Origin of the sequence: Terrabacter sp. C0L_2, from assembly GCF_036352015.1 — a bacterium.
Taxonomy (GTDB): domain Bacteria; phylum Actinomycetota; class Actinomycetes; order Actinomycetales; family Dermatophilaceae; genus Terrabacter; species Terrabacter tumescens.
In genome coordinates this window covers 526,443-549,287 of the sequence record NZ_CP143557.1, presented here as the reverse complement: position 1 = coordinate 549,287, position 22,845 = coordinate 526,443, and the positions used below count along the sequence as shown (strand labels likewise).

General features: G+C 72.3%; 20 protein-coding genes and 1 tRNA gene. 12 read left to right on the top strand and 9 right to left on the bottom strand.

Translation table 11 applies throughout. The features are described 5' to 3' along the window. The first annotated feature begins 59 nt into the window (after positions 1-59). Entirely contained in the window at positions 60-545 is a 486-nt protein-coding gene (locus U5C87_RS02560; protein ID WP_330475077.1) for a DUF5994 family protein, read from the top strand. Between the two features lie 31 nt (positions 546-576). On the opposite strand, the gene U5C87_RS02555 is transcribed toward U5C87_RS02560, so the two are convergent. Continuing rightward, the gene (locus U5C87_RS02555; protein ID WP_330475076.1) at positions 577-1,218 is read right to left on the bottom strand and encodes a DUF1345 domain-containing protein; all 642 of its coding nucleotides are present in this window, start codon (positions 1,216-1,218) and stop codon (positions 577-579) included. A gap of 152 nt (positions 1,219-1,370) precedes the next feature. Between U5C87_RS02555 and U5C87_RS02550 the strand changes: the two genes are divergently transcribed. From U5C87_RS02550 to U5C87_RS02540, 3 genes are read left to right on the top strand one after another with little or no spacing between them, the layout of a single operon-like run. After that, on the top strand, positions 1,371-2,369 hold the full coding sequence (locus tag U5C87_RS02550; protein ID WP_330475075.1) for a diacylglycerol/lipid kinase family protein: 999 nt from the start codon (positions 1,371-1,373) through the stop codon (positions 2,367-2,369). Between the two features lie 13 nt (positions 2,370-2,382). Further along, on the top strand, positions 2,383-3,105 hold the full coding sequence (locus U5C87_RS02545; protein ID WP_330475074.1) for a phosphatase PAP2 family protein: 723 nt from the start codon (positions 2,383-2,385) through the stop codon (positions 3,103-3,105). Continuing rightward, on the top strand, positions 3,102-3,833 hold the full coding sequence (locus tag U5C87_RS02540) for a phosphatase PAP2 family protein (protein ID WP_330475073.1): 732 nt from the start codon (positions 3,102-3,104) through the stop codon (positions 3,831-3,833). The genes U5C87_RS02545 and U5C87_RS02540 overlap by 4 nt, the downstream gene beginning before the upstream one ends. An 87-nt stretch (positions 3,834-3,920) precedes the next feature. Here U5C87_RS02540 and U5C87_RS02535 read toward each other — a convergent pair whose 3' ends face one another. The 5 genes from U5C87_RS02535 to U5C87_RS02515 all read right to left on the bottom strand — a co-directional run bounded on the left by U5C87_RS02535 (position 3,921) and on the right by U5C87_RS02515 (position 9,111). Continuing rightward, entirely contained in the window at positions 3,921-4,706 is a 786-nt protein-coding gene (locus U5C87_RS02535; protein WP_330475072.1) for a DUF1206 domain-containing protein, read from the bottom strand. A 121-nt stretch (positions 4,707-4,827) separates the two neighbouring features. Continuing rightward, the gene (locus tag U5C87_RS02530; RefSeq protein WP_330475071.1) at positions 4,828-5,670 is read right to left on the bottom strand and encodes an acyl-CoA thioester hydrolase/BAAT C-terminal domain-containing protein; all 843 of its coding nucleotides are present in this window, start codon (positions 5,668-5,670) and stop codon (positions 4,828-4,830) included. A gap of 2 nt (positions 5,671-5,672) precedes the next feature. Next, positions 5,673-8,219 (bottom strand): DEAD/DEAH box helicase, encoded by a 2,547-nt coding sequence (locus tag U5C87_RS02525; RefSeq protein WP_330475070.1) that lies wholly within the window; start codon positions 8,217-8,219, stop codon positions 5,673-5,675. 44 nt (positions 8,220-8,263) lie between these two features. Continuing rightward, complete coding sequence (locus U5C87_RS02520) at positions 8,264-8,647, bottom strand: hypothetical protein (protein ID WP_330475069.1); 384 nt, start codon at positions 8,645-8,647, stop codon at positions 8,264-8,266. After that, positions 8,644-9,111 (bottom strand): MFS transporter, encoded by a 468-nt coding sequence (locus U5C87_RS02515; protein WP_330475068.1) that lies wholly within the window; start codon positions 9,109-9,111, stop codon positions 8,644-8,646. The genes U5C87_RS02520 and U5C87_RS02515 overlap by 4 nt, the downstream gene beginning before the upstream one ends. A 60-nt stretch (positions 9,112-9,171) precedes the next feature. On the opposite strand from U5C87_RS02515, the gene U5C87_RS02510 reads away from it, so the two are divergent. After that, positions 9,172-9,969 carry an IclR family transcriptional regulator gene (locus U5C87_RS02510; RefSeq protein ID WP_330475067.1) on the top strand — a complete coding sequence of 266 codons (798 nt, stop codon included), beginning with the start codon at positions 9,172-9,174 and terminating at the stop codon, positions 9,967-9,969. Here the strand turns inward: U5C87_RS02510 and U5C87_RS02505 are convergent. Next, complete coding sequence (locus U5C87_RS02505; protein ID WP_330475066.1) at positions 9,946-11,013, bottom strand: FUSC family protein; 1,068 nt, start codon at positions 11,011-11,013, stop codon at positions 9,946-9,948. The two genes, U5C87_RS02510 and U5C87_RS02505, sit on opposite strands and share 24 nt — an antisense overlap. Positions 11,014-11,145: 132 nt before the next feature. Here U5C87_RS02505 and fdh point away from each other — a divergent pair, with 132 nt between their 5' ends. The 4 genes from fdh to U5C87_RS02485 are packed head-to-tail and all read left to right on the top strand — an operon-like array spanning position 11,146 to position 18,065. Then, positions 11,146-14,472 (top strand): formate dehydrogenase, encoded by a 3,327-nt coding sequence (gene fdh / locus U5C87_RS02500; RefSeq protein WP_330475065.1) that lies wholly within the window; start codon positions 11,146-11,148, stop codon positions 14,470-14,472. Between the two features lie 2 nt (positions 14,473-14,474). After that, entirely contained in the window at positions 14,475-15,614 is a 1,140-nt protein-coding gene (locus tag U5C87_RS02495; RefSeq protein ID WP_330475064.1) for a 4Fe-4S dicluster domain-containing protein, read from the top strand. Beyond that, positions 15,611-16,720, top strand: coding sequence for an NrfD/PsrC family molybdoenzyme membrane anchor subunit (nrfD, locus tag U5C87_RS02490; RefSeq protein ID WP_330475063.1), 1,110 nt, complete (start codon positions 15,611-15,613; stop codon positions 16,718-16,720). The genes U5C87_RS02495 and nrfD overlap by 4 nt, the downstream gene beginning before the upstream one ends. Positions 16,721-16,754: 34 nt before the next feature. Continuing rightward, entirely contained in the window at positions 16,755-18,065 is a 1,311-nt protein-coding gene (locus U5C87_RS02485) for an L-lactate MFS transporter (RefSeq protein WP_330475062.1), read from the top strand. Positions 18,066-18,073: 8 nt separating this feature from the next. On the opposite strand, the gene U5C87_RS02480 is transcribed toward U5C87_RS02485, so the two are convergent. After that, positions 18,074-18,472, bottom strand: a complete 399-nt coding sequence (locus U5C87_RS02480) for a rhodanese-like domain-containing protein (RefSeq protein WP_330475061.1) — start codon at positions 18,470-18,472, stop codon at positions 18,074-18,076. Further along, positions 18,469-19,479 carry a selenide, water dikinase SelD gene (gene selD, locus U5C87_RS02475; protein ID WP_330475060.1) on the bottom strand — a complete coding sequence of 337 codons (1,011 nt, stop codon included), beginning with the start codon at positions 19,477-19,479 and terminating at the stop codon, positions 18,469-18,471. The genes U5C87_RS02480 and selD overlap by 4 nt, the downstream gene beginning before the upstream one ends. 85 nt (positions 19,480-19,564) lie before the next feature. Between selD and U5C87_RS02470 the strand changes: the two genes are divergently transcribed. The 3 genes from U5C87_RS02470 to selB all read left to right on the top strand — a co-directional run bounded on the left by U5C87_RS02470 (position 19,565) and on the right by selB (position 22,814). Beyond that, positions 19,565-19,660: transfer RNA gene (locus tag U5C87_RS02470), tRNA-Sec, on the top strand. Positions 19,661-19,685: 25 nt separating this feature from the next. After that, positions 19,686-20,999, top strand: a complete 1,314-nt coding sequence (selA, locus tag U5C87_RS02465; RefSeq protein ID WP_330475059.1) for an L-seryl-tRNA(Sec) selenium transferase — start codon at positions 19,686-19,688, stop codon at positions 20,997-20,999. 3 nt (positions 21,000-21,002) lie between these two features. Then, the gene (gene selB, locus U5C87_RS02460) at positions 21,003-22,814 is read left to right on the top strand and encodes a selenocysteine-specific translation elongation factor (protein ID WP_330475058.1); all 1,812 of its coding nucleotides are present in this window, start codon (positions 21,003-21,005) and stop codon (positions 22,812-22,814) included. The last annotated feature ends 31 nt before the right edge of the window (positions 22,815-22,845 follow it).

The window sequence follows — 22,845 nt, the reverse complement described above, 5'->3', positions numbered from 1 at the left end:
CGGGAAGTGACGAGGGAACCGCGGTCCACCCGTCACGCCATCGCTCCCGAGGAGCCGCTGTGAACGCCCTGCCCCGCCCCCAACCCCACGCCACGCCCTCTCCCGCCACCCCGGCAGACCCTGCAGACCCTGCAACCGGGCGCGCCCCTGTTCACCCGTCCGTCGACGCCTCGCCGACGGAGACGTCCACGCCTCCCAGTCGCCTCGCGCTGTCCCGGAGGCTCGGGGTCGAGGCGTCCGACGGGGTGTGGTGGCCGCGCACCGCTGACCTCCGGACCGAGGTGCCGCTGCTCGACGTCGCGATCCAGGAACGCGTGCACGCGCGCATCGCGCGGATCGGCTACGAGCGCGGCCCCTGGGACGACGCTCCCGGCCGGATCCAGACGTCTCTGGGCATCACGCACCTCGGCTGGTTCGAGCACAGCCGGTACCCCGACCACGTCATCCTCTCGCTCAGCAACTACCAGCGTCTGGTCCTCATGGTCCTGCCGCCGGGGGCCGATGAGGACGCCGCCCTCGCCAGGCTCGACGCGGCATCCGCGTAGGGCGCGGGGTTCGCGGACCGCGGTGGTCGCGTCAGCTGCCGCCGGAGCCGCCGATGCCGGCCACGAGGTTGATCGTCGACGCGATGACGATCGTGCCGTAGAGGTAGGCGAGCAGCGTGTGGCCGAGCACGACGCGGCGGATGTCGGACGTGCGCAGCGCCGTGTCCGACACCTGGTAGGCCATGCCGAGGTTGAAGGAGAAGTAGGCGAAGTCCGAGAACGTCGGGTCCTCGTCCTGGTTGAAGTCGATCGGCGGCTCCGGGCTCGCGTAGTAGACGCGGGCGTAGCGCAGCACGTAGACGGTGTGGACGCAGAGCCAGCCGACCGCCACCGCGCCGACCCCGACGAGGGCGTCGATGACCTGCGCAAGACCCTTGGACTGTCCGCCGACGAGGAGCACGCCCACGCCGGCCAGGCTGGCGAGGCCGACGAGGATGACGACGACGTCGTACCAGGCGGCGTCCCCGTCGCGGCCCTCGACGCGCGCGCGGGTCGAGGGGGCGTCGTGACCGAGGATGTGCACGAGCAGCGGCACGGCGAAGGCGAGCCCGCCGGCGACGAAGCCGGTGAGCAGGTGGGTCAGCAGCTCGCCCGCGGGGCCGAGCGGCACGAAGAGGCCGACGACGACCCCGACGAGAAGTGCGACGCCGAGGCGGCGGCGGATGGTGGCCACGTCCGGGAGGCTACCGCCGCAGGGGCCGCAGCGGCTGGACGCCGGCTGGGGATGCGCTGGTGGTCGGCTGGGTGCGCCGGACGGGTATGTCACCGGTCGGCCGAGCTCTGACGGCCGCCTCCCCTCCTGCCCAGAGCCCTAGGATCCCCACCATGCCTGACACCCCCAGCGCTCGTCGCAGCCTCACCGTCGTCTACAACCCGGTCAAGGTCGACGATCTCGCCGCGACCAAGGAGCTCGTCGCCAAGGCCGCGGCGCAGCACGGCTGGGAGGACCCGTCCTGGATCGAGACCACCGAGGACGAGACCGGCGAGAAGCAGGGCCGTGAGGCCGTACGTGCCGGCGCCGATGTCGTCGCCTCGCTCGGTGGTGACGGCACGGTCCGTGCCGTTGCCTCGGCCCTCGTGGGCACCGACGTCGCGCTGGGCCTGCTGCCCGGCGGCACCGGCAACCTGCTCGCCCGCAACCTCGGCCTGCCCGTCGACTCCCTCGAGAAGGCCGTCGAGGCCGTGCTCGCGGGCCAGGACCGCCGCATCGACGTCGGTCTGATGCGCGTGTCCGACAAGCCGATCCGTCCGCGCGAGAGCCACGGCACCCACGACGGCGGTTCGCAGGTCGACGACGACGAGGAGGTCTTCCTCGTCATGGCCGGTCTCGGTCTCGACGGCCAGGTGATGGCCGGCACCAACGAGAAGGTCAAGGCCGTCGTCGGTTGGGTCGCCTACGTCTTCAGCTTCTTCCGCCACCTCTTCAGCCGCGGCTTCCGGGTCGAGGTGAGCTCCAGCGGCGGCGAGGGCATCGTCGAGAAGGCGGGCAACACGGTCAACCGGCACGCCCGCACCGTCGTCGTGGGCAACTGCGGCACGCTCCAGGGCGGCATCGAGCTGATGCCCGACGCCAAGATCGACGACGGCCTCCTCGACACCGTCGTCGTCGCCCCCAAGGGCGCCCTCGGCTGGCTCTCCGTCGTCTCCGACGTCGTCACCCGGCACCGCGCAGGCCACCGTCGGCTCGATCGCCTCCGCGCCCGCGAGTTCACCGTGACGGCCGGCCGCCCGGTCGAGGCCGAGATCGACGGCGACCCCATCGGTGAGCACGTCGCGCTCGGCATCCGGGTGCTGCCCGACTCGCTGGTGGTCCGCGTTGGCTGACCGACGACGAGGCGTGATCCGGCCCGCGGGCCGGGGCCGCCGCCTGCTCAAGGCCGTCGGGTACGGGCTCCTCTTCGCCGTCCCCGTCACCGTCCTCGCGTTCGTCGTGCGCGAGAAGTTCCTGCCCGTCATCGAGCTCGACGAGCGGCTCATCATCGCCGCCACCGACATCACCCGCGACAACCCGTGGCTGAAGTCGACCCTGCTCGTGTGGCAGGAGATCACGCAGCCCAAGTGGGTCTACATCGTCGCCTCGGCGGTCTGCCTCGTGCTGTGGCGCCGCCACCGCGAGCTCGCGACGCGCTGCCTCTGGGCCTTCATCACCCTGATGGTGTCGTGGAACCTCCAGCTCGTCCTCAAGGAGATCGTGCGCCGTGCGCGCCCGGTCGTCAGTGACCCGGTCTCGCACGCGCCGGGCTACAGCTTCCCGTCGGGGCACGTCGCCTGCGCGGCCGCGATCGCGACGATCATGGCGCTGCTGCTCTGGCCGGTGCTCACCCCGGTGGCCCGCCGGTGGCTGGTCGGCGGCCTCACGGCATACGTCCTCCTCACCGCGGTCGACCGGGTCTTCCTCGGCGTGCACTACCCCTCAGACGTCCTCGCCGGGATCATCTTCGGCGCCGGACTCGGCACGGCGTCCTACGTCGGCTACCTCGGGTGGAACCCTCACAGCCCGGACGACTCCCCTCCGCCGGAGGGGGCCGCCGGGCCCGAGTCATCGAAAGGCAGCACGTGAACCACACCTTCGTCCACCGCTACGAGATCGACCCATCACGACCAACGGTCGGGTCGGCGCTGCGTGACTTCGCACTGCGTGTCCTCGCGCCCGCAGTGATCCTGTTCGGCGCGATCGTCGGTCTCGGCTTCCTCATCATGGGCCCGCTCGGCGGACTCCCCGCGGAGGAGGACATCAGCAAGTCCGTCGCCGCCGGCCGCACGTCGCTCATGAACTCGATCACGGCCGTGTGGTCCCACATCGGCAACACCGAGATCATCATCGGGGTCTGCGTCATCGCCGTGGCCCTCATCTGGTGGCGCACCAAGCAGTGGTGGTATGCCGTCATCCCCGCCATCGCGATCGCCATGCAGGCCAGCGTCTTCGTGGCCGCCACGACCATCGCCGACCGCAAGCGACCGACGGTCCCGCACCTCGACCCCGCGCCGCCGACGTCGAGCTACCCCAGCGGTCACATGGGTGCCGCGACCGCGCTCTACCTGACCTTCGCGCTCATGGCGCAGCGCATCGAGACGGTGTGGCTGCGCCGGCTCGTCACCGTGGTCTGCGCCGTCATCCCGCTGCTCGTCGGCTACGCCCGCCTCTACCGCGGCATGCACCACCTCGTCGACATCCTCGTCGGGCTCGTCAACGGCGTCGTGTGCGCGCTGCTCGCCTGGAACTACCTGCGGCGCAAGGCCGCGAGTGGTCGCGTCACGGGTGCGGCCCGCGAGGCCGTGTCGCGCTGACCGGACACACACGAACGGCCGGGAACCCTTGGGGTTCCCGGCCGTTCGTGTGAGAGTCGCGAGGTGTCGAGCGGTGACGAGCAGTTGTCAGACGTCGGCGTGACGTGCCCGACCGAAGGAGTAGACGCCGTAGGCGATGAGGCCGAGAGCGACGAGCCCGAGCAGGACCGGGCCGCCGGGGGCGCCGAGCAGGTTGTGCAGGGCTCCGTCGAGGCCGCGGGCCTCGCTCGGCTTGTGGCGCACGGCGGCGAGGACGAAGAGGCCGCCGACGATGACCAGGGCGATGCCCTTCGCGATGTAGCCGACCCGGCCGGCCTTGACGATCCACTCGCCGGGGTGGGTCTCGAGGTCCTCGAGGAACTTCTTCTTCCAGCCCTTGACGACGTGGTAGACGCCGACGCCGATGACGACGAGACCGACGAGGGCGACGAGCCACTGGCCGGCCGGCTGCTTCATGAGGCTGGCCGTGAAGTCGGTGGTCTGGCTCTTGCTCGACGAGCCCTTGCCGCTCGCGAACTTGAACGCGGTCCACGACAGGACGAGGTAGACGACCGCCTTGGCGGCGGCCTTGAGCCGGTCGCTCGTCTCCCAGCCGCCCGAGATCGCCTCCGTGACCTGCCACAGCGCGAGCCCGAGCCAGGCGACGACGGCGACCCAGAGCATGAAGAGCCCGAAGCCGTTGTCGGCCATGGAGCCCAACGCGCCGGACTGGTCGGCGCTCTTGCCCTTCGACCCGAAGGCGAGCTGGAGGGCGATGACGCCGATGACGATGTGGAGCACGCCGTTGACGGCGTAGCCGACGCGCGCGGCGGTCTCGAGGGCGGGATGGTCACCCGCGCGCCGTGATGCGTCCTTGACGTCCGTGGTGTCCATGCATGTGTCCTGTCGGTTAGAGGGGTCCCCGATGGGCCACTCGGGAACATACCCGCGCGGGGCCCTCCCGTAGCGCGTTGGCAGCCGCGACTCAGCGGGACTCAGCGGGACTCAGCGGGACTCAGCGCAGGTCGAGCACGCGCCGGATCTCGGGCCAAGCCCGCTCGCCGAGGGCGCGGTCGGCTGCCTCGGTGCCGCCACGGGCCATGGTCTGCCCACCGGACGCGGCGGGCTCCCCGGGCAGGATGACCCGGTGGCCAGCCTCCGGGTGGGTGACGAGCGTCGTCGGCAGGTCGAGGGCAGCCCTTCGCGCCTGGACGGCGCGGGCGAAGGCCAGCGACGGCCACACCCGGTCGTCGCCTCCCGCGACGAGGAGCACGTCGCCGAAGAAGCGCTCGACGGGGATCGTCGCGGAGCTCACGCGGTCGGCGTGCGTGCGCAGGCTCTGCGCATAGACGGGGGCGTATGCCGGGGGCTCCCCGGGTGCCACCGCGTCGTCGTCGTAGGGCACGAAGGGGACGGGCTCGCCGCCCCGGCTCCACGACGAGTGCTGCGGTCGCAGCTCGCCGTCCGGTCCCGCGCCGACGTTGGCCCAGGCGACGTGGCTCGGCGCGAGCGCGACGACGGCGTCGACGGCGGGGTCGCCCACGGCATACAGCAGGAAGGCCTCGGCCGTCTTCGAGGAGCCCACGAGCACGACGCGGTCGCAGCGCTCGGCGAGCGACGCCACGGCGGGCGCGAAGGCCTCGAGGGGGTACTCCCAGATGCCGGCCGGCTGGCCGGGACCGCCGAACCAGCGGTAGGTCAGGGCGGCCGAGACCCCGGCGCCGGCCAGCAGGCGCGCGCGGTCGCGCTCGACCCGGCCGCTCGAGCCGGACAGCACGAGGACGCCGGTGCCGTTGCCGCCGTCCTCGGGCTCGACGAGCACGCCGTCGTGCTCGCGTGGCGTCTCACGCAGTCCCACGCTCAGCCACCCAGCCTCTCGAAGCCGGTGACCGTGAGCACGGCGGCGCCGACGTCGTCGCTCGCCTCGAGGTCGACGACGGCCGTGATGCCCCAGTCCTTGTCCTCGTCGGGGTCCACGACGACCTGGCGCAGGCGCCACTCACCCGGCACCTTGTCGACCTGGAGCAGCGCGGGTGAGCGGGCTCCCTGGTCGGTCGCGATGGCGTCGTGGTCGTCGTAGTAGGCCCCGAGCGCGTCGTTCCACGCCTGGGCGTCCATGACGACCTTCTGCGGTGGGTCGGTCAGCTCGGCGACGCGGGCCTCGAGCTCGCCGAGCGCCTCCCACTCGTCGCGCGAGGCCAGCTCGACCCGGTGGAACATCGCGTTGCGGATCATCACGGTGAAGGCCCGCTCGTTGGCCGTGATCGGTCGTGCGGGCGGGGCGACGTCGGTCTGCGCGAGCACGGTGTCGCTCGGGTTGACGAGGTCCTCCCACTCGTCGAGCAGGCTGGAGTCGGTCTGGCGCACCAGCTCGCCCAGCCACTCGATGATGTCCTCGAGCTCCTCGGTGCGGTGGCTCTCGGGCACGGTGCGGCGGAGCGCGCGGTAAGCGTCGGTGAGGTAGCGCAGGACGAGGCCCTCCGAGCGGGACAGGCCGTAGTAGGAGACGAACTCGTTGAACGTCATGCCGCGCTCGTACATCTCGCGCACGACCGACTTCGGCGACAGGGCGTCCTGCGAGATCCACGGGTGGCTCTGGCGGTAGGCCGCGAGCGTCACCTCGAGCATGTCGGCGAGCGGCTTGGGCCAGGTGACCTCCTCGAGCCGCTCCATGCGCTCCTCGTACTCGATGCCGTCGAGCTTCATCGCGGCGACGGCCTCGCCGCGGGCCTTGAACTCCTGGGCCCAGAGCACCTGGCGCGGGTTCTCGAGGATCGCCTCGATGACCGAGACGAGGTCCTTGGCATAGGTGTCGCTCTCGGGGTCGAGCGTGTCCATGACGGCGAGCGCGAACGGCGCGAGCGGCTGGTTGAGGGCGAAGTCTCGCTGCAGGTCGATCGTCAGGGCGTGCCGGCGGCCGGACTCCTCGGCCGTGGCGAGGCGCTCGACGACACCCGAGGTGAGCAGCTCCTTGGCGAGCACGAGGGCGTGCCGCTGAAGGCGTCGCTGGTCCTTGGGCTCGTGGTGGTTGTCCGAGAGCAGCCGGTGCGCGTGGGCGATCGGGTTGCCCTCTCGGGCAAGGAGGTTGACTAGCATCGAGTGCGAGACCTTGAGGCGCGGCTGGAGCGGCTCGGGCTCGGCGGCGATGAGCCGCTCGAACGTCTCCTCCGACCAGTTGACGAAGCCGTCGGGGGCCTTCTTGCGCTGGATCTTCTTCTGCTTCTTGGGGTCGTCGCCGGCCTTTTCGACGGCGCGGAGGTTGTCGATGACGTGCTCGGGCGCCTGGGCGACGACCCAGCCGCGGGCGTCGAAGCCGGCGCGGCCGGCACGTCCGACGATCTGGTGGAACTCGCGCGCCTTGAGCGTGCGCTGCTTCGTCCCGTCGAACTTCGTCAGGCCGGTGAGCAGCACGGTGCGGATCGGCACGTTGATGCCGACGCCGAGGGTGTCGGTGCCGCAGATGACCTTGAGCAGGCCGTCCTGGGCGAGCTGCTCGACGAGACGGCGGTACTTCGGCAGCATGCCGGCGTGGTGCACGCCGATGCCGTGCCGCACGAGCCGCGACAGGGTGCGCCCGAAGCCGGCCCCGAAGCGGAAGCCGCCGATGCGCGTGGCGATGGCCTCGCGCTCCTCACGGGTCGTGATCTTGACGGCCATGAGGCTCTGCGCGCGCTCGAGCGCGGCCGCCTGCGTGAAGTGGACGACGTAGACGGGCGCGCGGTCCTTCTCGAGGAGCTCCTCGATGGTCTCGTGGAGGGGGGTGACGGCATACGAGAACTCGAGGGGGACGGGGCGCTCGGTGCCGGTGATGACGGCGGTCGAGCGGCCGGTGCGCCGGGTCAGGTCGTCCTTGAACATCGTGACGTCGCCGAGCGTGGCCGACATGAGCACGAACTGTGCCTGCGGCAGCTCGAGGATCGGCACCTGCCACGCCCAGCCGCGGTCGGGCTCGGAGTAGAAGTGGAACTCGTCCATGACGACGAGGCCGATGTCGGCCGAGCTGCCTTCTCGCAGAGCGAGGTTCGCGAGGATCTCGGCAGTGCAGCAGATGATCGGCGCGTCCGCGTTGACCGACGCGTCGCCGGTGATCATGCCGACGTTGTCGGCACCGAACTGCTCGCACAGCGCGAAGAACTTCTCGGAGACGAGGGCCTTGATCGGCGCGGTGTAGAAGCTGACGCGGTCGTCGGCGAGGGCCGTGAGGTGCGCGGCGGTGGCGACGAGGGACTTCCCCGACCCGGTCGGCGTCGACAGGATGAGGTTGCTGCCGCTCAGGATCTCGAGGAACGCCTCCTCCTGGTGGGGGTAGAGCGTCAGCCCCCGCTCGGTCGTCCACTCGGTGAAGACCTCGTAGAGGCCGTCGGGATCGGGATCCCGCGGGATGCGCTCGCTGAGGTTCTTCGTCACCTCGTGAGTATGCCGTCCGGGGGCCTGTCGCTCCCAACCGCCGGTCAGGCGGGGGCGAACATCGCGGGCTCCTTGTCGGGCGTCAGGGCGGTCGGCCCGTAGAGCCAGTCGACGAAGGAGTAGTCGTGGACGTCGCGGGAGCGCATGACCTCGTTGCGCCACAGCCGCTCGTCCCCGACGTGGTGCCAGAGCTCGCCCCAGGCGCGCGCGGTCGTCAGGACGCGGCGGCAGTGCTCGGGGCGGACGGCCTCGTAGGCCGCGAGGGCAGCGTCCCAGTCGAGGGCGTCGGCGCCCGTGCCCGCCACGAGTTGCGCGGCTACGTGCTCCGACAGGACGTAGGCGTCCTCGATCGCCATGACGGCCCCCTGCGCGAGGTACTGCAGCGGCGCGTGCGCCGAGTCGCCGGAGAGCGCGATGCGGCCCGTCACCCACGTCGGGATGGGCTCGCGGTCGAACATCCGCCACCAGCGGTCGCGCCACATGAGCGGCAGCCCGGCCCGGACCTCCTCGCACGTGTCGGCGAAGGCGTGGTCGAGCTCGTCCGGCGTGCCCCAGTCCTCCTCGCCCGCGCCGTGAAGGCCGAGAACCACAGGGTGGCCCAGAGGATCGTGCGGCGGCGGCCGAGCCGGTCCGAGAGCAGGCCCGCACCGAGCGCGCCGACGAGCATGCCGGCGAAGGCGAGGCTGCCGATGAAGCCGGCGGTGGTGGGGGTGAGGTCCCAGCCCTTCTCCTTGAGGAGGCGGGGGAGGGTCGTCCCGTAGACGATGAGGTCGTAGCCGTCGAAGACGACGATGAGCCAGCAGAGGAGCGTCACGAGCCACGCGGGCCGGTTCGCGCTGCCGGTGGCGCGGTCGGCCAGGGGCCGGTTCTGGGTGGGGGGCGTCGTTGCCATGGGGACGACTGTGAACTAGGTTCGCCATGACGGAATAGAAGATTCTGCTATGAGGAACCAATGGCCCAGGATCGCGCCCTGAAGAACCGCCCGCAGTACGCCCTGACGAGCGTCGACCACGCCCTGCGGCTCGCCGTGATGCTGCAGGTAGAGGGCCCGCTCAGCGTCTCCGACGCCGCCGAGCGTCTCGGTGTGGCCCGCTCGACCGCGCACCGGCTGCTGACGATGCTCGTCTACCGCGACTTCGCGCGGCAGGGCGACGACCGCCGGTACCACGCCGGCCCGGTCATCTCGCTGACCGCGGACGCCCAGTCCCGCACCGCCCTGCTGCGCACCATCGCCATGCCGCACCTCCACGCTCTCGTCGGGCGGCTCGGTGAATCGGCCAACCTGCTCGTCCTCGCCGGCGACTACGCCCGCTTCATCGGCTCGGTCGAGAGCACGCAGGCGCTGCGCGTCGGCAACCGCGAGGGCATGGTCTTCCCCGCGCACCTGACCTCAGGGGGCAAGCTCATGCTCGCCGACCTCACCGTCGACGAGCGGGCCGAGCTGTATGCCGTGGAGCGCTGGCGAGGTCGGTCGGACGAGCGTCCCGACGTGGGCGCGCTCGAGCGCGAGCTCGACGTCGTCCGCGAGCGCGGCTTCGCGATCAACAAGGACCGCACCGAGAGCGGCGTGACGGCGGTCGGGCGCGGCGTGCGCGTCGGTGACCGCGTCGGGGCGGCGGTCACCGTCTCGATGCCGACGGTGCGCGTCGACGAGTCACGCCTCGTCGACGTCGTCACCGCGCTCGCCCTGACGGCCCGCGACATCGAGCACGACCTGCACGCGGCCCTACGCGTCGAGCTCGGGGTCTAGCTCGGGCTCCAACCGGTCGGGGACCGCGAGCAGCACGACCGCGCCCACGACGGCGCCGAGGACCGTCTCGAGCAAGCGGTCGCGCAGCAGCGGGCCGATGGGGGCCTCGTGGGCGAGCTGACCCATGAGCAGGGCCAGCGGCGTGATGAAGAGCAGGGCCACGGCGTAGTTGCGGCCGACGAACAGCTCGGTGAGCACCTGGAGCGCGACGATGACCAGGACCGCGGCGACGCCCTGCGGGTGCCACGGCAGGACGAGCGCCGCGACGCCGAGGCCGAGCAGCGTGCCGACGACGCGCTGCACGCCCCGGGTGAGCCGGGAGAGCAGGTCGGGACCCGACAGCACGACCACCGCGGCGACCATGGCCCAGTACGGGTGCTGCCAGTCCAGGGCGGTGGCGATCCCGCCCGCGACCGTGAGCGCCAGGACGTGGCGCACGAGGTGGGTCACGGCGCCGCGGGGCGCGAGCGCGTCACGGAAGCGCGGCGCCGGGAGCAGTGGGGGAGACCACGACGCCGGCTCGCGGAGCACGCCGAGCTGCGCGACGAGCATCGAGAAGAGCGCGCTGGCGGCCGCGATCGCCGCCGCCACGGGCACGGTGGCCGCGGTGGCCGGCACGACGGCCGACACGGCGAAGCCGAAGACGAGGAAGAGTGGTCCCGGCGGGTGCCAGCCGTACGCATCCGACGTCAGCGACCCGCCGGCGGCGAGGAGCGCCCCCACGGGGACGACGATCCAGCGCGAGTCGGGCAGCAGAGAGACCACAACGCCGAGCGTCACTGCGAGAGTGAGGAACCCACCGGCGACGGCCTGCATGCCGGTCCGCTCGGCTCGCGCGTGGTTGCGGCCGTAGAGCGAGGTGAAGGCGCCGAAGGCCGCGTAGGCGGTCCACTCCTCGCGACCCAGCAGGACGAGGACGAGGAGCGGCACGAGCACCGAGACACCCGCGCGCATCGCGACCCGGTGCGATCCACGGTGGGGACCGAGGGCGACGAGACGCCGCACGAAGGGCGTGGCGGGACTGCGCGGTTCGGGGTCGCTCATCGGACCGCCGAGTCTATCGACGGCTAGGGTGCCGGCCGTCTCGCGATCCGCCGAAGTGGGTAATGCTTCTGTGGCGGCTCCCAGACAGACGTGTTGTCATGGTGCGGTCGCCCAGTCCAGAGAGGTGCAGCGGTGGATCCCAAGAAGACGTTCTTGTCCTGGCCGGTCGTCCGGCAGGTGCGCTCGGGTGACTTCCTCGGTCGCGGACCGGCGGTCACGTCCGCCCACACACGCGAGCTGACGCCGCGCACCGCGACGGCCGACAAGGTCGTCCAGAGCGTGTGCCCCTACTGCGCCGTCGGCTGTGGCCAGCGCGTCTTCGTCAAGGACGGCCGCGTCGTCCAGATCGAGGGCGACCCGGACTCGCCGGTGTCGCGAGGGCGTCTGTGCCCCAAGGGGTCCGCGAGCGAGCAGCTCGTCAACAACCCGGGCCGGCAGCGCAAGGCGCTCTACCGCCGACCCGGAGGCACGGACTGGGAGTCCATCGAGCTCTCGACGGCTGTCGAGATGGTGGCGCAGCGCTTCGTCGAGTCGCGCCGCCGCACGTGGCAGGACCACGACGAGCACGGGCGCCCGCTGCGGCGCACCATGGGGATCGCCTCGTTGGGCGGAGCGACGCTCGACAACGAGGAGAACTACCTCATCAAGAAGCTCTTCACCGCCGCCGGCGCCATCCAGATCGAGAACCAAGCCCGTATTTGACACAGCTCCACGGTCCCCAGTCTGGGGTCCTCGTTCGGGCGCGGCGGCGCCACGCAGTACGTGCAGGACCTGTCCAACGCCGACTGCATCGTCATCCAGGGATCGAACATGGCCGAGTGCCATCCGGTCGCCTACCAGTGGGTGACGGAGGCTCGGCTCAAGGGTGCCCGGGTCATCCACGTCGACCCGCGCTTCACGCGTACGTCGGCCACGGCCGACAAGCACATCCCGATCCGGGCCGGCAGCGACGTCGTGCTGCTCGGCGCGCTCATCAAGTACATCCTCGACAACGAGCTGTACTTCAAGGAGTACGTCGTCGCGTACACCAACGCGGCCACCATCGTCAGCGACAAGTTCCAGGACACCGAGGACCTCGACGGCCTCTTCTCCGGCTACGACGACGAGAAGGGGAGCTACGCCCAGGACACGTGGGCCTACGCGAGCAGCGACGGTGAGGACGACGAGACGCCGGGCACCATCGGGGGCCCTGCGGCCGGACACGAGCACGGTGAGACGAAGTCGGACCGTGCCGCGGGCGACGAGCACGGGTCCGGTGGTCCCGCCCTCGAGCACGCCCGGGTCCTTCGTGACGAGACGCTCCAGGACCCCAACACCGTCTTCCAGATCCTCAAGAAGCACTACGCCCGCTACACCCCGGAGATGGTGGCCGACACGTGCGGCATCGCCGTCGACGACTTCGAGTACCTCGCGCGGTCGGTCACCGAGAACAGTGGGCGCGAGCGCACCACGGCGTTCGTGTATGCCGTCGGCTGGACCCAGCACACGCTGGGCGCCCAGTTCATCCGCACCGCCGCCATCGTGCAGCTGCTCCTCGGCAACATGGGCCGACCGGGTGGCGGCATCATGGCGCTGCGCGGTCACGCGAGCATCCAGGGCTCCACCGACATCCCGACGCTCTACAACATCCTGCCGGGCTACCTCGCGATGCCCGTCGCGGGCCTGCACGACACGTGGGACGAGTACCTCGGGGCGATCGGCAACAAGGAGCAGAAGGGCTTCTGGGCCAACGCCGACACGTATGCCGTGAGCCTGCTCAAGGCGTGGTGGGGCAAGGCGGCGACGGCCGAGAACGACTGGTGCTTCGACTACCTCCCGCGGTTGAGCGGTGCGCACGGCACCTACCAGACGACGATGGCGATGCTCGACGACCAGGTGGAGGGCTACTTCCTGCTCGGGCAGAACCCGGCCGTCGGCTCGGCACACGGCCGCATGCAGCGCCAGGCCATGTCGCACCTGAAGTGGCTCGTCGTGCGCGACTTCAACATGATCGAGTCCGCGACGTTCTGGAAGGACGGGCCCGAGATCGCCTCCGGCGAGCTGAAGACGGAGGACATCGAGACCGAGGTCTTCTTCCTCCCCGCGGCCGCGCACACCGAGAAGAGCGGGTCGTTCACCCAGACGCAGCGGATGCTCCAGTGGCACCACCAGGCGGTCGAGCCTGAGGGCGACTGCCAGAGCGAGCTGCAGTTCTTCCACGAGCTTGGCCGCCGGGTGCGCGAGCTGCTCGCCGACTCGACCGATGAGCGGGACCGTCCGCTGCTCGACCTGACGTGGGACTACCCCACCGACGAGCACGGTGAGCCCGACGCCGAGGCGGTGCTCGCCGAGGTCAACGGCCGTCACCTGACGGGCGACAAGGCGGGACAGCCGCTCTCGTCCTACACCGAGATGAAGGCGGACGGGTCCACCGACGGCGGTTGCTGGATCTACACCGGTGTCTACGCCGACGGTGTCAACCACGCGGCCGCGCGCAAGCCCGGCCGCGAGCAGGACCTGACCGCCCTCGACTGGGGCTGGGCCTGGCCGGCCAACCGCCGCATCCTCTACAACCGCGCCTCGGCAGACCCCGAGGGCAACCCGTGGAGCGAGCGCAAGCGCTACGTGTGGTGGGACGCCGAGTCCGGCAGGTGGACCGGGCACGACGTGCCGGACTTCGTGGCCGACAAGGCGCCGAGCTACCGGCCCGAGCCGGGCACGGGCGGACCCGCAGGTCTCGCCGGGGACGACCCGTTCGTCATGCAGGCCGACGGCAAGGGCTGGCTCTTCGCGCCCAAGGGCATGCTCGACGGGCCCCTGCCGACGCACTACGAGCCGCAGGAGTCCCCGGTCAGCAACCCGCTCTACGCCCAGCAGTCCAACCCTGCCCGCAAGGTGTTCCCGCGCAAGGACAACCTGTGGAGCCCCTCGGGCGACGCGCCGGGCGCCGACGTCTACCCGTACGTCTTCACGACCTACCGCCTGACCGAGCACCACACGGCCGGTGGCATGAGCCGGTGGCTGCCCTACCTCTCGGAGCTCCAGCCGGAGTTCTTCTGCGAGGTGTCGCCGGAGCTCGCGGCCGAGCGTGGCCTCGAGAACGGCGGGTGGGCGACCATCGTGTCGGCCCGAGCCGCGATCGAGGCCCGCGTCATGGTGACCGAGCGCATGACGCCCCTGACCATCAGGGGCCGCACGATCCACCAGATCGGGCTGCCCTACCACTGGGGCGTCGGCGGCGACGCGATCGTCAGCGGTGACGCCGCCAACGACCTGCTCGGTGTCGCGCTCGACCCCAACGTCCAGATCCAGGAGAGCAAGGCGGGCTCGTGCGACATCGTGCCCGGCCGCCGACCCGCGGGTGACGAGCTGCTGCGGCTCGTCGCCGAGTACCAGTCGCGGTCCGGCAGCACGGTCATGACGAGCAACGAGCTGCGCACCGGTCACCCGGAGTCCACCCCCGACACGAGAGGAGGCTGACGATGGGCTTCTGGCGCAACCAGCTCTCCGGCCCCACCGACCCGGCGGCCGACGCCGCGTGGGAGACGAGCGAACCCCGCAAGGGCTTCTTCACCGACACCTCGATCTGCATCGGGTGCAAGGCGTGCGAGGTGGCCTGCAAGGAGTGGAACGGTGTCCCCGAGGACGGCCTCGACCTGCTGAGCCAGTCCTACGACAACACGGGCGCCCTCGGGGCCAGCACGTGGCGGCACGTCGCCTTCGTCGAGCAGACGAGCGACCGCATCGAGCAGGCCCGCGAGTCGGGACGCAAGCTCGTCTCCCTCGGTATGCCCTCGGTGCGCTCGGGCGAGGAGCCCGCCCTCGCCGGTGGCGGGGGCACGGCGACCGCGACGCTCACGGCTCCCGGTGAGCTGCGCCAGGGCGCGGCAGCCGGCCCCGGCCCCACGGACACCGCGGTGCCCGACGTGCGTTGGCTCATGGCCTCCGACGTGTGCAAGCACTGCACCCACGCCGCGTGCCTCGACGTGTGCCCCACCGGGGCCCTCTTCCGCACCGAGTTCGGCACCGTCGTCGTGCAGGACGACGTGTGCAACGGCTGCGGCTATTGCGTGGCCGCCTGCCCGTTCGGCGTCATCGAGCGCCGGAGCGGCAACGAGGGCCACGAGAAGGGCCCGCAGTCCCACGGCATCAGCATCAAGGGCGCCGGCGGCGCCGGAGACACGGCCAAGGGCTCGCACCAGAACCAGCCGGCGCACGCCTCGAGCAACGGCGAGGTCAAGAACGTCGGCATCGCCCAGAAGTGCACGCTCTGCTACGACCGCCTCGGCGCAGGGCAGACGCCCGCCTGCGCCCAGGCCTGCCCGACGACCTCCATCAAGTTCGGCGACCTCGACGAGATGCGGGCCACGGCCCGCGCCCGCGTCGCCCAGCTGCACGAGCTCGGCTACCCGGAGGCCCGCCTCTACGGCGTCGACGAGCACGACGGCGTCGGGGGCACCGGCTCGACGTTCCTGCTGCTCGACGAGCCCGAGGTCTACGGCCTGCCGCCGGACCCCCGGGTGACGACCGCCGACCTGCCCGACATGTTCCGCAAGGCCGGCTACGCGGGGCTGACGATGCTCGCCATGGCCGCGGCCGCCTTCGTGGGGAGACGCAAGTGACGACCAACCCCTTCGACGCCGACCGCCCGCCGGAGCGGACGCGCCGTCGCGGCAACGGTGGCGGGGGTGGCGGCGGTCGCAACGGCGGCAAGCGTCGTGACGAGTCGATCATGGTCCCCGACGTCAGCTTCGACAGCTACTACGGGCGCCACATCGTCAAGCCCGCGCCGTGGGAGAAGGAGGTGGCGGCATACCTCTTCCTCGGTGGCATCGCCGCGGGCTCCGCGCTGCTCGGCGCTGGTGGTGCGGCCCGTGGCTACCCGGCCCTGCAGCGCGCCGGGCGCATCGGTGCCGTCGCGGGCGCGGCCCTCGGTGGTGCCGCGCTGGCCAAGGACCTCGGCAAGCCCAGCCGCGCCCTCAACATGATGCGTACCGTCAAGCTGACGTCGCCGATGTCGGTCGGCTCGTGGATCCTCACAGCCTTCGGCAGCTTCGCCGGTGCGGCCCTCGTCTCCGAGGTCGCGCGCCCGGTCATCGAGCGCCGTTCTCGCGGGGCGCGATCCGGCGGCGCGGTCGCCCTGGTCGCCAAGGCGCTCAAGCTCGCCGACGGGCCCGCCACGGTGGGGTCCGCGTTCTTCGCCCCGCCGCTGGCCGCCTACACCGCGGTGCTCCTCGCCGACACGGCCACCCCGACGTGGCACGAGTCCTACCGCGAGCTGCCGTTCGTCTTCGTCAGCTCGGCCAACCTCGCGGCCTCGGGGCTCGCCTTGGTCACCGTCCCGACGCGCGAGAACGGCCCGGCCCGCAAGCTCGCCGCCGTCAGCGCGCTGGCCGAGCTCGTCGCCTTCGAGCGCATGCAGGACAAGCTCGGGCCCACGCTCTCGGAGCCGCTGCGCACCGGCAAGGCCGGTCGACTGCTCAAGGCCAGCCGGGCCCTCACGGTCGGGGGAGCCCTCGGTGCCGTCGCGCTCGGTGGCAACCGGGTCACGGCCGCGCTCAGCGGGGCGGCCCTCATGGCCGCCTCGGTGTGCACCCGCTTCGGCGTCTTCGAGGCCGGGATGGTCTCGGCGATCGACCCGAAGTACACCGTCGAGCCCCAGCGCGAGCGGCTCGAGAAGCGCCGTGCGGCCGGCGTCGTCGACGACTCGATCACCACGGCGCGATGACGCGCCGCGCCACCAGGACGAGAAGGGGAGCCTCATGAGCACCAGTGCGGTTCGGAACGACAGCACCGCCGCACCCGGCGGCAACCGCTGGGTCATCCTCGTGTGCGCGGTACTCGTGCAGCTCGCCATCGGCTCCGTCTACGCGTGGAGCGTCTTCGCCAAGGCGCTGCAGAGCGACGCCGCCTTCGGATGGTCGAAGTCGAAGGCCGCGGTGCCCTTCAGCGTCGTCATCGGGATGATCTTCGTCGGCAGCTACGTCGGTGGCCGGCTCCAGGACGCCCGAGGCCCCCGGGTCGTCGCCATGACGGGCGGCGTCATCTACGCCGTCGGTGTCATCCTCGCGTCCTTCGCCCAGTCGGCCGACTCCTTCTGGCTGCTCGTCCTCGGGTACGGCGTCATCGGCGGCTTCGGCCTCGGCATGGTCTACATCGTCCCGATCGCCATGCTGCAGAAGTGGTTTCCCGACAAGCCGGGCCTCATCACCGGCCTCGCCGTGGCAGGCTTCGGGTTCGGCGCGGTGGTCACGGCACCGGTGGGGCAAGCCCTCATCGACCAGTCACCGAGCGTGCCCACCAAGGCGTTCCTGTGGCTGGGGATCGGCTACCTCGTCATCCTGCTCGTCTGCACCTCGGTCTTCCGCAACCCCGCGGTCCTGCCCGACGTGACGGGGGCGACCAGCAAGGACGCAGCGAGGGTCGAGAACGGCTCGGGCCCGCGCGACTTCACCCCGAGCGAGGCGATGCACACCAAGCAGTGGTACCTCCTCACCGCCATCCTGACGATGAGTGTCACGGCCGGCATCTCGCTCATCGCCGTCGCCGCTGGCACGGCCACCGACGTAGCCGGCTACTCGACCGCCGCAGCCGCCGCGCTCGTGGGCGTGCTCGGCCTCTTCAACGGTGCCGGCCGCATCTTCTGGGGCTGGATCTCCGACATGATCGGCAAGATGCCGGCGTTCCTCGGCATCCTCGGCATCCAGGGCATCTGTCTCCTGCTCATCCCGCACGCGAGCAGCACGGCCCTCTTCGCGGTGCTCGCGGCGCTCGTCTACCTCTGCTACGGCGGGGCGTTCGGCACGATGCCGTCCACCGCAGGCACGTTCTTCGGGGTGAAGAACGTCGGCGCCATCTACGGGCTGATGCTCATCGGCTGGAGCATCGGCGGTGTCGTGGGTCCGCTGCTCATCGCGTCGCTCATCGGGAGCGAGAAGGCCTACAACCTCGGCTTCACCGTCATCGGCGTCATCACGCTCGTCGCGCTCGTCCTGCCGCTCGTGACCAAGAAGCCGCGACACGAGCCGGCGCCGGTCGAGGACCGCCACGGGACTGGCACGAGCCGCCGGTAGAACGGCCGTCACTCACGCACATCGGCAGGCCCGGGTGCCAGGGGTAGCCCTGCGGCTGCCCAGGCCTCGACCCCGCCGATGACGTCGGTGGCCCGAGCGAGTCCGACCTCGTGCAGCGAGGCGGCGGCGAGCGAGCTGCTGTAGCCCTGCCGGCAGATCACGATGACGCGCAGGTCGTCGCGGTCCGCCTCCGGGATCCGGGCCGGGCTCGTGGGGTCGAGCCGCCACTCGAGGACCGTGCGGTCGATGACGAGCGCGCCGGGCAGCTCACCCTGTCGGGCCCGCTGCGGCGGCGTGCGGGTGTCGACGAGCAGGGCCCCTGACTCGACCTCGCGCCACGCCTGCTCGGGCGACAGCCGCTGCAGGCCCGAGCGGGCCCGCGCCAGCACGTCGTCGACTCGGCTCATCGCACCTGCAGGACGTGCTCGCCGCGGGGGAGGAGCTCGCCGATGACCGTGCCGCCGGGCACCTCGCCGACGACGAGCAGGCCGCCGCTCGTCTGCGCGTCGGCGAGCAGCAGCAGCTCGTCGTGGTCGACGGTGGCCTCGAGGTGCGGGCTCACCCAGTCGAGGTTGCGCTGGCTGCCGCCGGGCACGAAACCGGCTGCGAGCGAGGCCCGCGCCCCGTCGAGGTAGGGGACCGCTGCGGAGTCGACGACGGCGGTCACGCCCGACGCCCGCGCCAGCTTGTAGAGGTGGCCGAGCAGCCCGAAGCCGGTGACGTCGGTGGCGGCCCGGATGCCGCGCTCGAGGGCGTCCCGGCACGCGACGTCGTTGAGCGCAGCCATCGAGGCGACGGCCTCGGGGAAGACCTCGCCGGTCGCCTTGTGCCGGTTGTTGAGCACCCCGACGCCCAGCGGCTTGGTCAGGCTGAGTGGCAGACCCGCCCGGCCGGCGTCGTTGCGCAGCAGGCGGTCCGGGTCCGCGACGCCGGTGACGGCCATGCCGTACTTCGGTTCGGGGTCGTCGATGCTGTGGCCACCGGCGACGGGGCACGCGGCGAGCCGAGCGACGTCGAGACCGCCGCGCAGCACCTCGGCCGCGAGCTCGCGGGGGAGCACGTCACGGGGCCACCCGAGCAGGTTGACGGCGAGCACGGGACGCCCGCCCATGGCATAGATGTCGGAGAGGGCGTTCGCCGCGGCGATGCGTCCCCAGTCGTAGGCGTCGTCGACGACGGGCGTGAAGAAGTCGGCCGTCGCGAGCACCGCCAGGCCGTCGGTGATGCGCACGGCTGCCGCGTCGTCGCCGTCGTCGAGCCCGACGAGCAGACTCGCGTCGGCGATCCCGGTCAGCCCGCTCACCATCTCCTCGAGCTCGCCCGGGGGGATCTTGCACGCGCAGCCGCCGCCGTGGGCGAACTGCGTCAGTCTCACCCGGGTCCCGTCGTGCACCTTGTCCACGCTCGCCGTCATACCCACACCGTAGGTCGCCGTATGCCGTGTGCCCCGTCGAGGGGCCGCCCCTCGGGATGCGGGCGGGATGGGTACGGTGGCCCGTGGAGGTGTCTGGGCACCTGGTGGTCCCCCCGGTCTTCAACACCGGTGAGACCGAGCATCTCGGTCTGGCGGGTTCGATTCCCGTCCACCTCCGCCAACGTCCTGCAGGAGAGGAGCCGCGTGTGGCGCAGTCGGACCCGCGTCGTGCGGTCCCACGCACCGACGTGCTGATGGGCCACCCCGACCTCGTCGCCGCCGTGGCCCGGCACGGTGCAGCCACGGTCAAGGAGGCGGTGCGCTCGGCACAGTCCCTGGCCCGCTCCGGAGAGATCGCGCCGGACGACGTGCTCGCGGCGGCGCGCGCAGCGCTCCCGTCCCGCAGCACGACCCTCCGGCCGCTCCTCAACGCCACCGGCGTCGTCGTGCACACCAACATCGGCCGGGCACCGTTGTCGGACGCCGCGGTCGACGCGGTCGTGGCGGCAGCGGCCTACGTCGACGTCGAGTACGACACGGCCACCGGAGCGCGCGCCCGGCGCGGACGCGGGACCCTCGAGGCCCTGCGGGCGGCGGTCCCCGCGGCCGGTGACGCCCTCGTCGTCAACAACGGTGCGGCCGCGCTCGTCCTCGCCACCACCGCCCTCGCCGCCGGCCGGGAAATCCTCGTCAGCCGGGGCGAGATGGTCGAGATCGGCGACGGCTTCCGCCTGCCCGACCTCATCGCCTCGACGGGCGCGCGGCTCCGCGAGGTCGGCACGACCAACCGCACCCGGCTCGCCGACTACGCCGACGCGCTCGGACCCGAGACCGGCTGCATCCTCAAGGTGCACCCGAGCAACTTCCGCGTCGAGGGCTTCACGAGCGCCGCGTCGGTGCGCGAGCTCGGGACACTGGGCGCGCCGCTCGTCGTCGACATCGGCAGCGGGCTGCTCCACCGCGACGACCTCCTGCCCGACGAGCCCGACGCGACGACGGCGCTCACCGACGGCGCCACGATCGTCACGGCGAGCGGCGACAAGCTGCTCGGCGGCCCACAGGCCGGAATCGTCCTCGGCGAGGCCGCCATGGTCGAGCGGCTGCGGCGCCACCCGCTCGCGCGGGCGCTGCGCGTCGACAAGCTGACCCTGGCCGCCCTCGAGGCGACCCTGCGCGGACCGGTGCCGCCGGTCACCGACTACCTCCACGTCGACCGCGACCGGCTGCGGGCCCGCACCGAGCGGCTGGCCGTCGCCGTGTCGCGCGAGGTCGTCGCCGTCGAGGGACGCGTCGGTGGCGGAGGGGCGCCGGGGCTGCCGCTGCCCGGCTGGGCCGTCGCGCTTCCGGAGGACTGCGCCAAGCACCTCCGGCGGGGTGAGCCCGGCGTGGTGGCCCGCGTCGAGCGGGGCCGCTGCCTCGTCGACCTGCGCTGCGTGCCGCCGGAGCGGGACGCCGACGTCGAGCGCGCGATCCTCGCGGTTCTCGCCGGTCTCACCGTCGACCGGCCGAGCGGCGACTGACCCGTGCACGTCATCGCGACCGCCGGCCACGTCGACCACGGCAAGTCCACACTGGTGCGGGCCCTGACCGGGATCGAGCCCGACCGCTGGGCCGAGGAGCGCCGTCGTGGCATGACGATCGACCTCGGCTACGCGTGGACGACCCTCGCGTCCGGCGCTGACGTCGCCTTCGTCGACGTGCCCGGGCACCAGCGCTTCATCGGCAACATGCTCGCCGGGCTGGGCCCCGCGCCCGCCGTCATGCTCGTCGTCGCTGCCGACGAGGGCTGGCGCCCCCAGTCGTCTGAGCACCTCGCGGCCGTGCACGCGCTCGGCATCTCGCGCGGGCTCGTCGTCGTGACGCGCAGCGACCTCGCCGACCCCGGTCCCGCGATGGCGGAGGCGCTCGACCACGTCGGCCGCACCAGCCTCGCCGGCAGTGCGGCGCTCGCGGTTTCGGCGCGCACCGGCGAGGGGCTCGACGCCCTCCGCGGCGCCCTCGACGACCTCGTCGGTGCGCTCCCCGCCCCCGACCGGGACGGCCGCACGCGCCTCTGGGTCGACCGGTCGTTCTCGGTCCGCGGCAGCGGCACCGTCGCCACCGGCACCCTCGGGGCCGGGACCGTCCGGGTCGGCGACGAGCTCCTCGTGCACCGCGCGAACGGCGCCTCCCACACCGTCACGGTGCGCGGGCTGCAGAGCCTCGGCCGGACCCACGACGAGGTGCCCGCCGTGGCCCGCGTCGCGGTCAACCTGCGCGGCATCGGGGTCGACGACGTCGCGCGCGGCGACGTGCTGCTGACGCCACGGGTCTGGCACGTCACGACGTCGCTCGACGTGCGGCTCGTCGGGGCGGAGGCGTCGGAGCCCGGTGGCGTCGCCGCCGAGCGGCTCCCGAACCGCCTCATGGTCCACGTCGGCACGCTCGCCCTCGAGGCGCGGGTGCGCCCCCTCGGACCGGGCGCGGTGAGGCTGCTCCTGCCGTCGGGGCTGCCCCTCGTCGGCGGCGACCGGGTCGTCCTGCGCGACCCGGGCTCGCGACACGTCGTCGGCGCGGTCGTCGTCGACGCCGACCCCCCGAGGCTCGACCGGCGGGGCGCCGCAGCGCGACGGGCAGAGGTCGTCCGGGGCCTGGACGGCGCGCCGGACCTCGCCCGTGAGGTCGCCCGCCGCGGCTGGATGAGGCAGGCCGATGCCGGCTCGCTCGGCATCACCGTGCCGGCCGGCGAGCGGCCGGCCGAGACCGTCGCGCGCCGGGGTGCCTGGCTCGTCGACGACGCCGCCTGGCAGGACGCAGCCGAGCGGCTGCGCGCCGCGGTCCAGCGCCGGGCCGACACCACGCCGATCGACCCCGTGCTCGCCCTCGAGGCCGCGCGCGCGGCTGCGGGAGCACCCGACCGTACCCTCGTCGCCGACCTCGCCGTGGCCGCGGGTCTCGAGGTGCGCGACGGCCGCGTCGGGCTGCCCGGGCGCACCGCAGCCCTCTCGGCCCCCGCCGACGCCGCTCTCGGCCGGATCGAGGAACGCCTGCGGCAGCGCCCCTTCACGGCCCCGGAGCAGCACGAGCTCGACGCTGCCGGGCTCGGGCCGCGCGAGCTGGCCGCCGCCGAGGGCACTGGCCGCATCCTGCGCCTGCCCGGCGACGTGGTGCTGCTCCCCAACGCCCCGGCACTCGCGATGCGCGAGCTCGCGGCGCTCCCGCAGCCGTTCACGACGAGCGACGCCCGCCAGGCGCTCGACAGCACGCGCCGCATCGTCATCCCGCTGCTCGAGCACCTCGACCGCCGCGGATGGACGCGACGTCTCGACGGCTCGCACCGCGAGGTCGCCCGCTGAGCCACACGGCATACGCCCTCGTATGCCGTGT

Excerpts from the sequence above, each read along its gene's own strand:
- selD (WP_330475060.1), bottom strand. The coding sequence starts at position 19,479 with ATGACGGCGAGCGTGGACAAGGTGCACGACGGGACCCGGGTGAGACTG.
- U5C87_RS02550 (WP_330475075.1), top strand. The coding sequence starts at position 1,371 with ATGCCTGACACCCCCAGCGCTCGTCGCAGCCTCACCGTCGTCTACAAC.
- U5C87_RS02485 (WP_330475062.1), top strand. The coding sequence starts at position 16,755 with ATGAGCACCAGTGCGGTTCGGAACGACAGCACCGCCGCACCCGGCGGC.
- U5C87_RS02535 (WP_330475072.1), bottom strand. The coding sequence starts at position 4,706 with ATGGACACCACGGACGTCAAGGACGCATCACGGCGCGCGGGTGACCAT.
- U5C87_RS02510 (WP_330475067.1), top strand. The coding sequence starts at position 9,172 with ATGGCCCAGGATCGCGCCCTGAAGAACCGCCCGCAGTACGCCCTGACG.
- U5C87_RS02505 (WP_330475066.1), bottom strand. The coding sequence starts at position 11,013 with ATGAGCGACCCCGAACCGCGCAGTCCCGCCACGCCCTTCGTGCGGCGT.
- U5C87_RS02495 (WP_330475064.1), top strand. The coding sequence starts at position 14,475 with ATGGGCTTCTGGCGCAACCAGCTCTCCGGCCCCACCGACCCGGCGGCC.
- U5C87_RS02515 (WP_330475068.1), bottom strand. The coding sequence starts at position 9,111 with ATGGCAACGACGCCCCCCACCCAGAACCGGCCCCTGGCCGACCGCGCC.
- U5C87_RS02480 (WP_330475061.1), bottom strand. The coding sequence starts at position 18,472 with ATGAGCCGAGTCGACGACGTGCTGGCGCGGGCCCGCTCGGGCCTGCAG.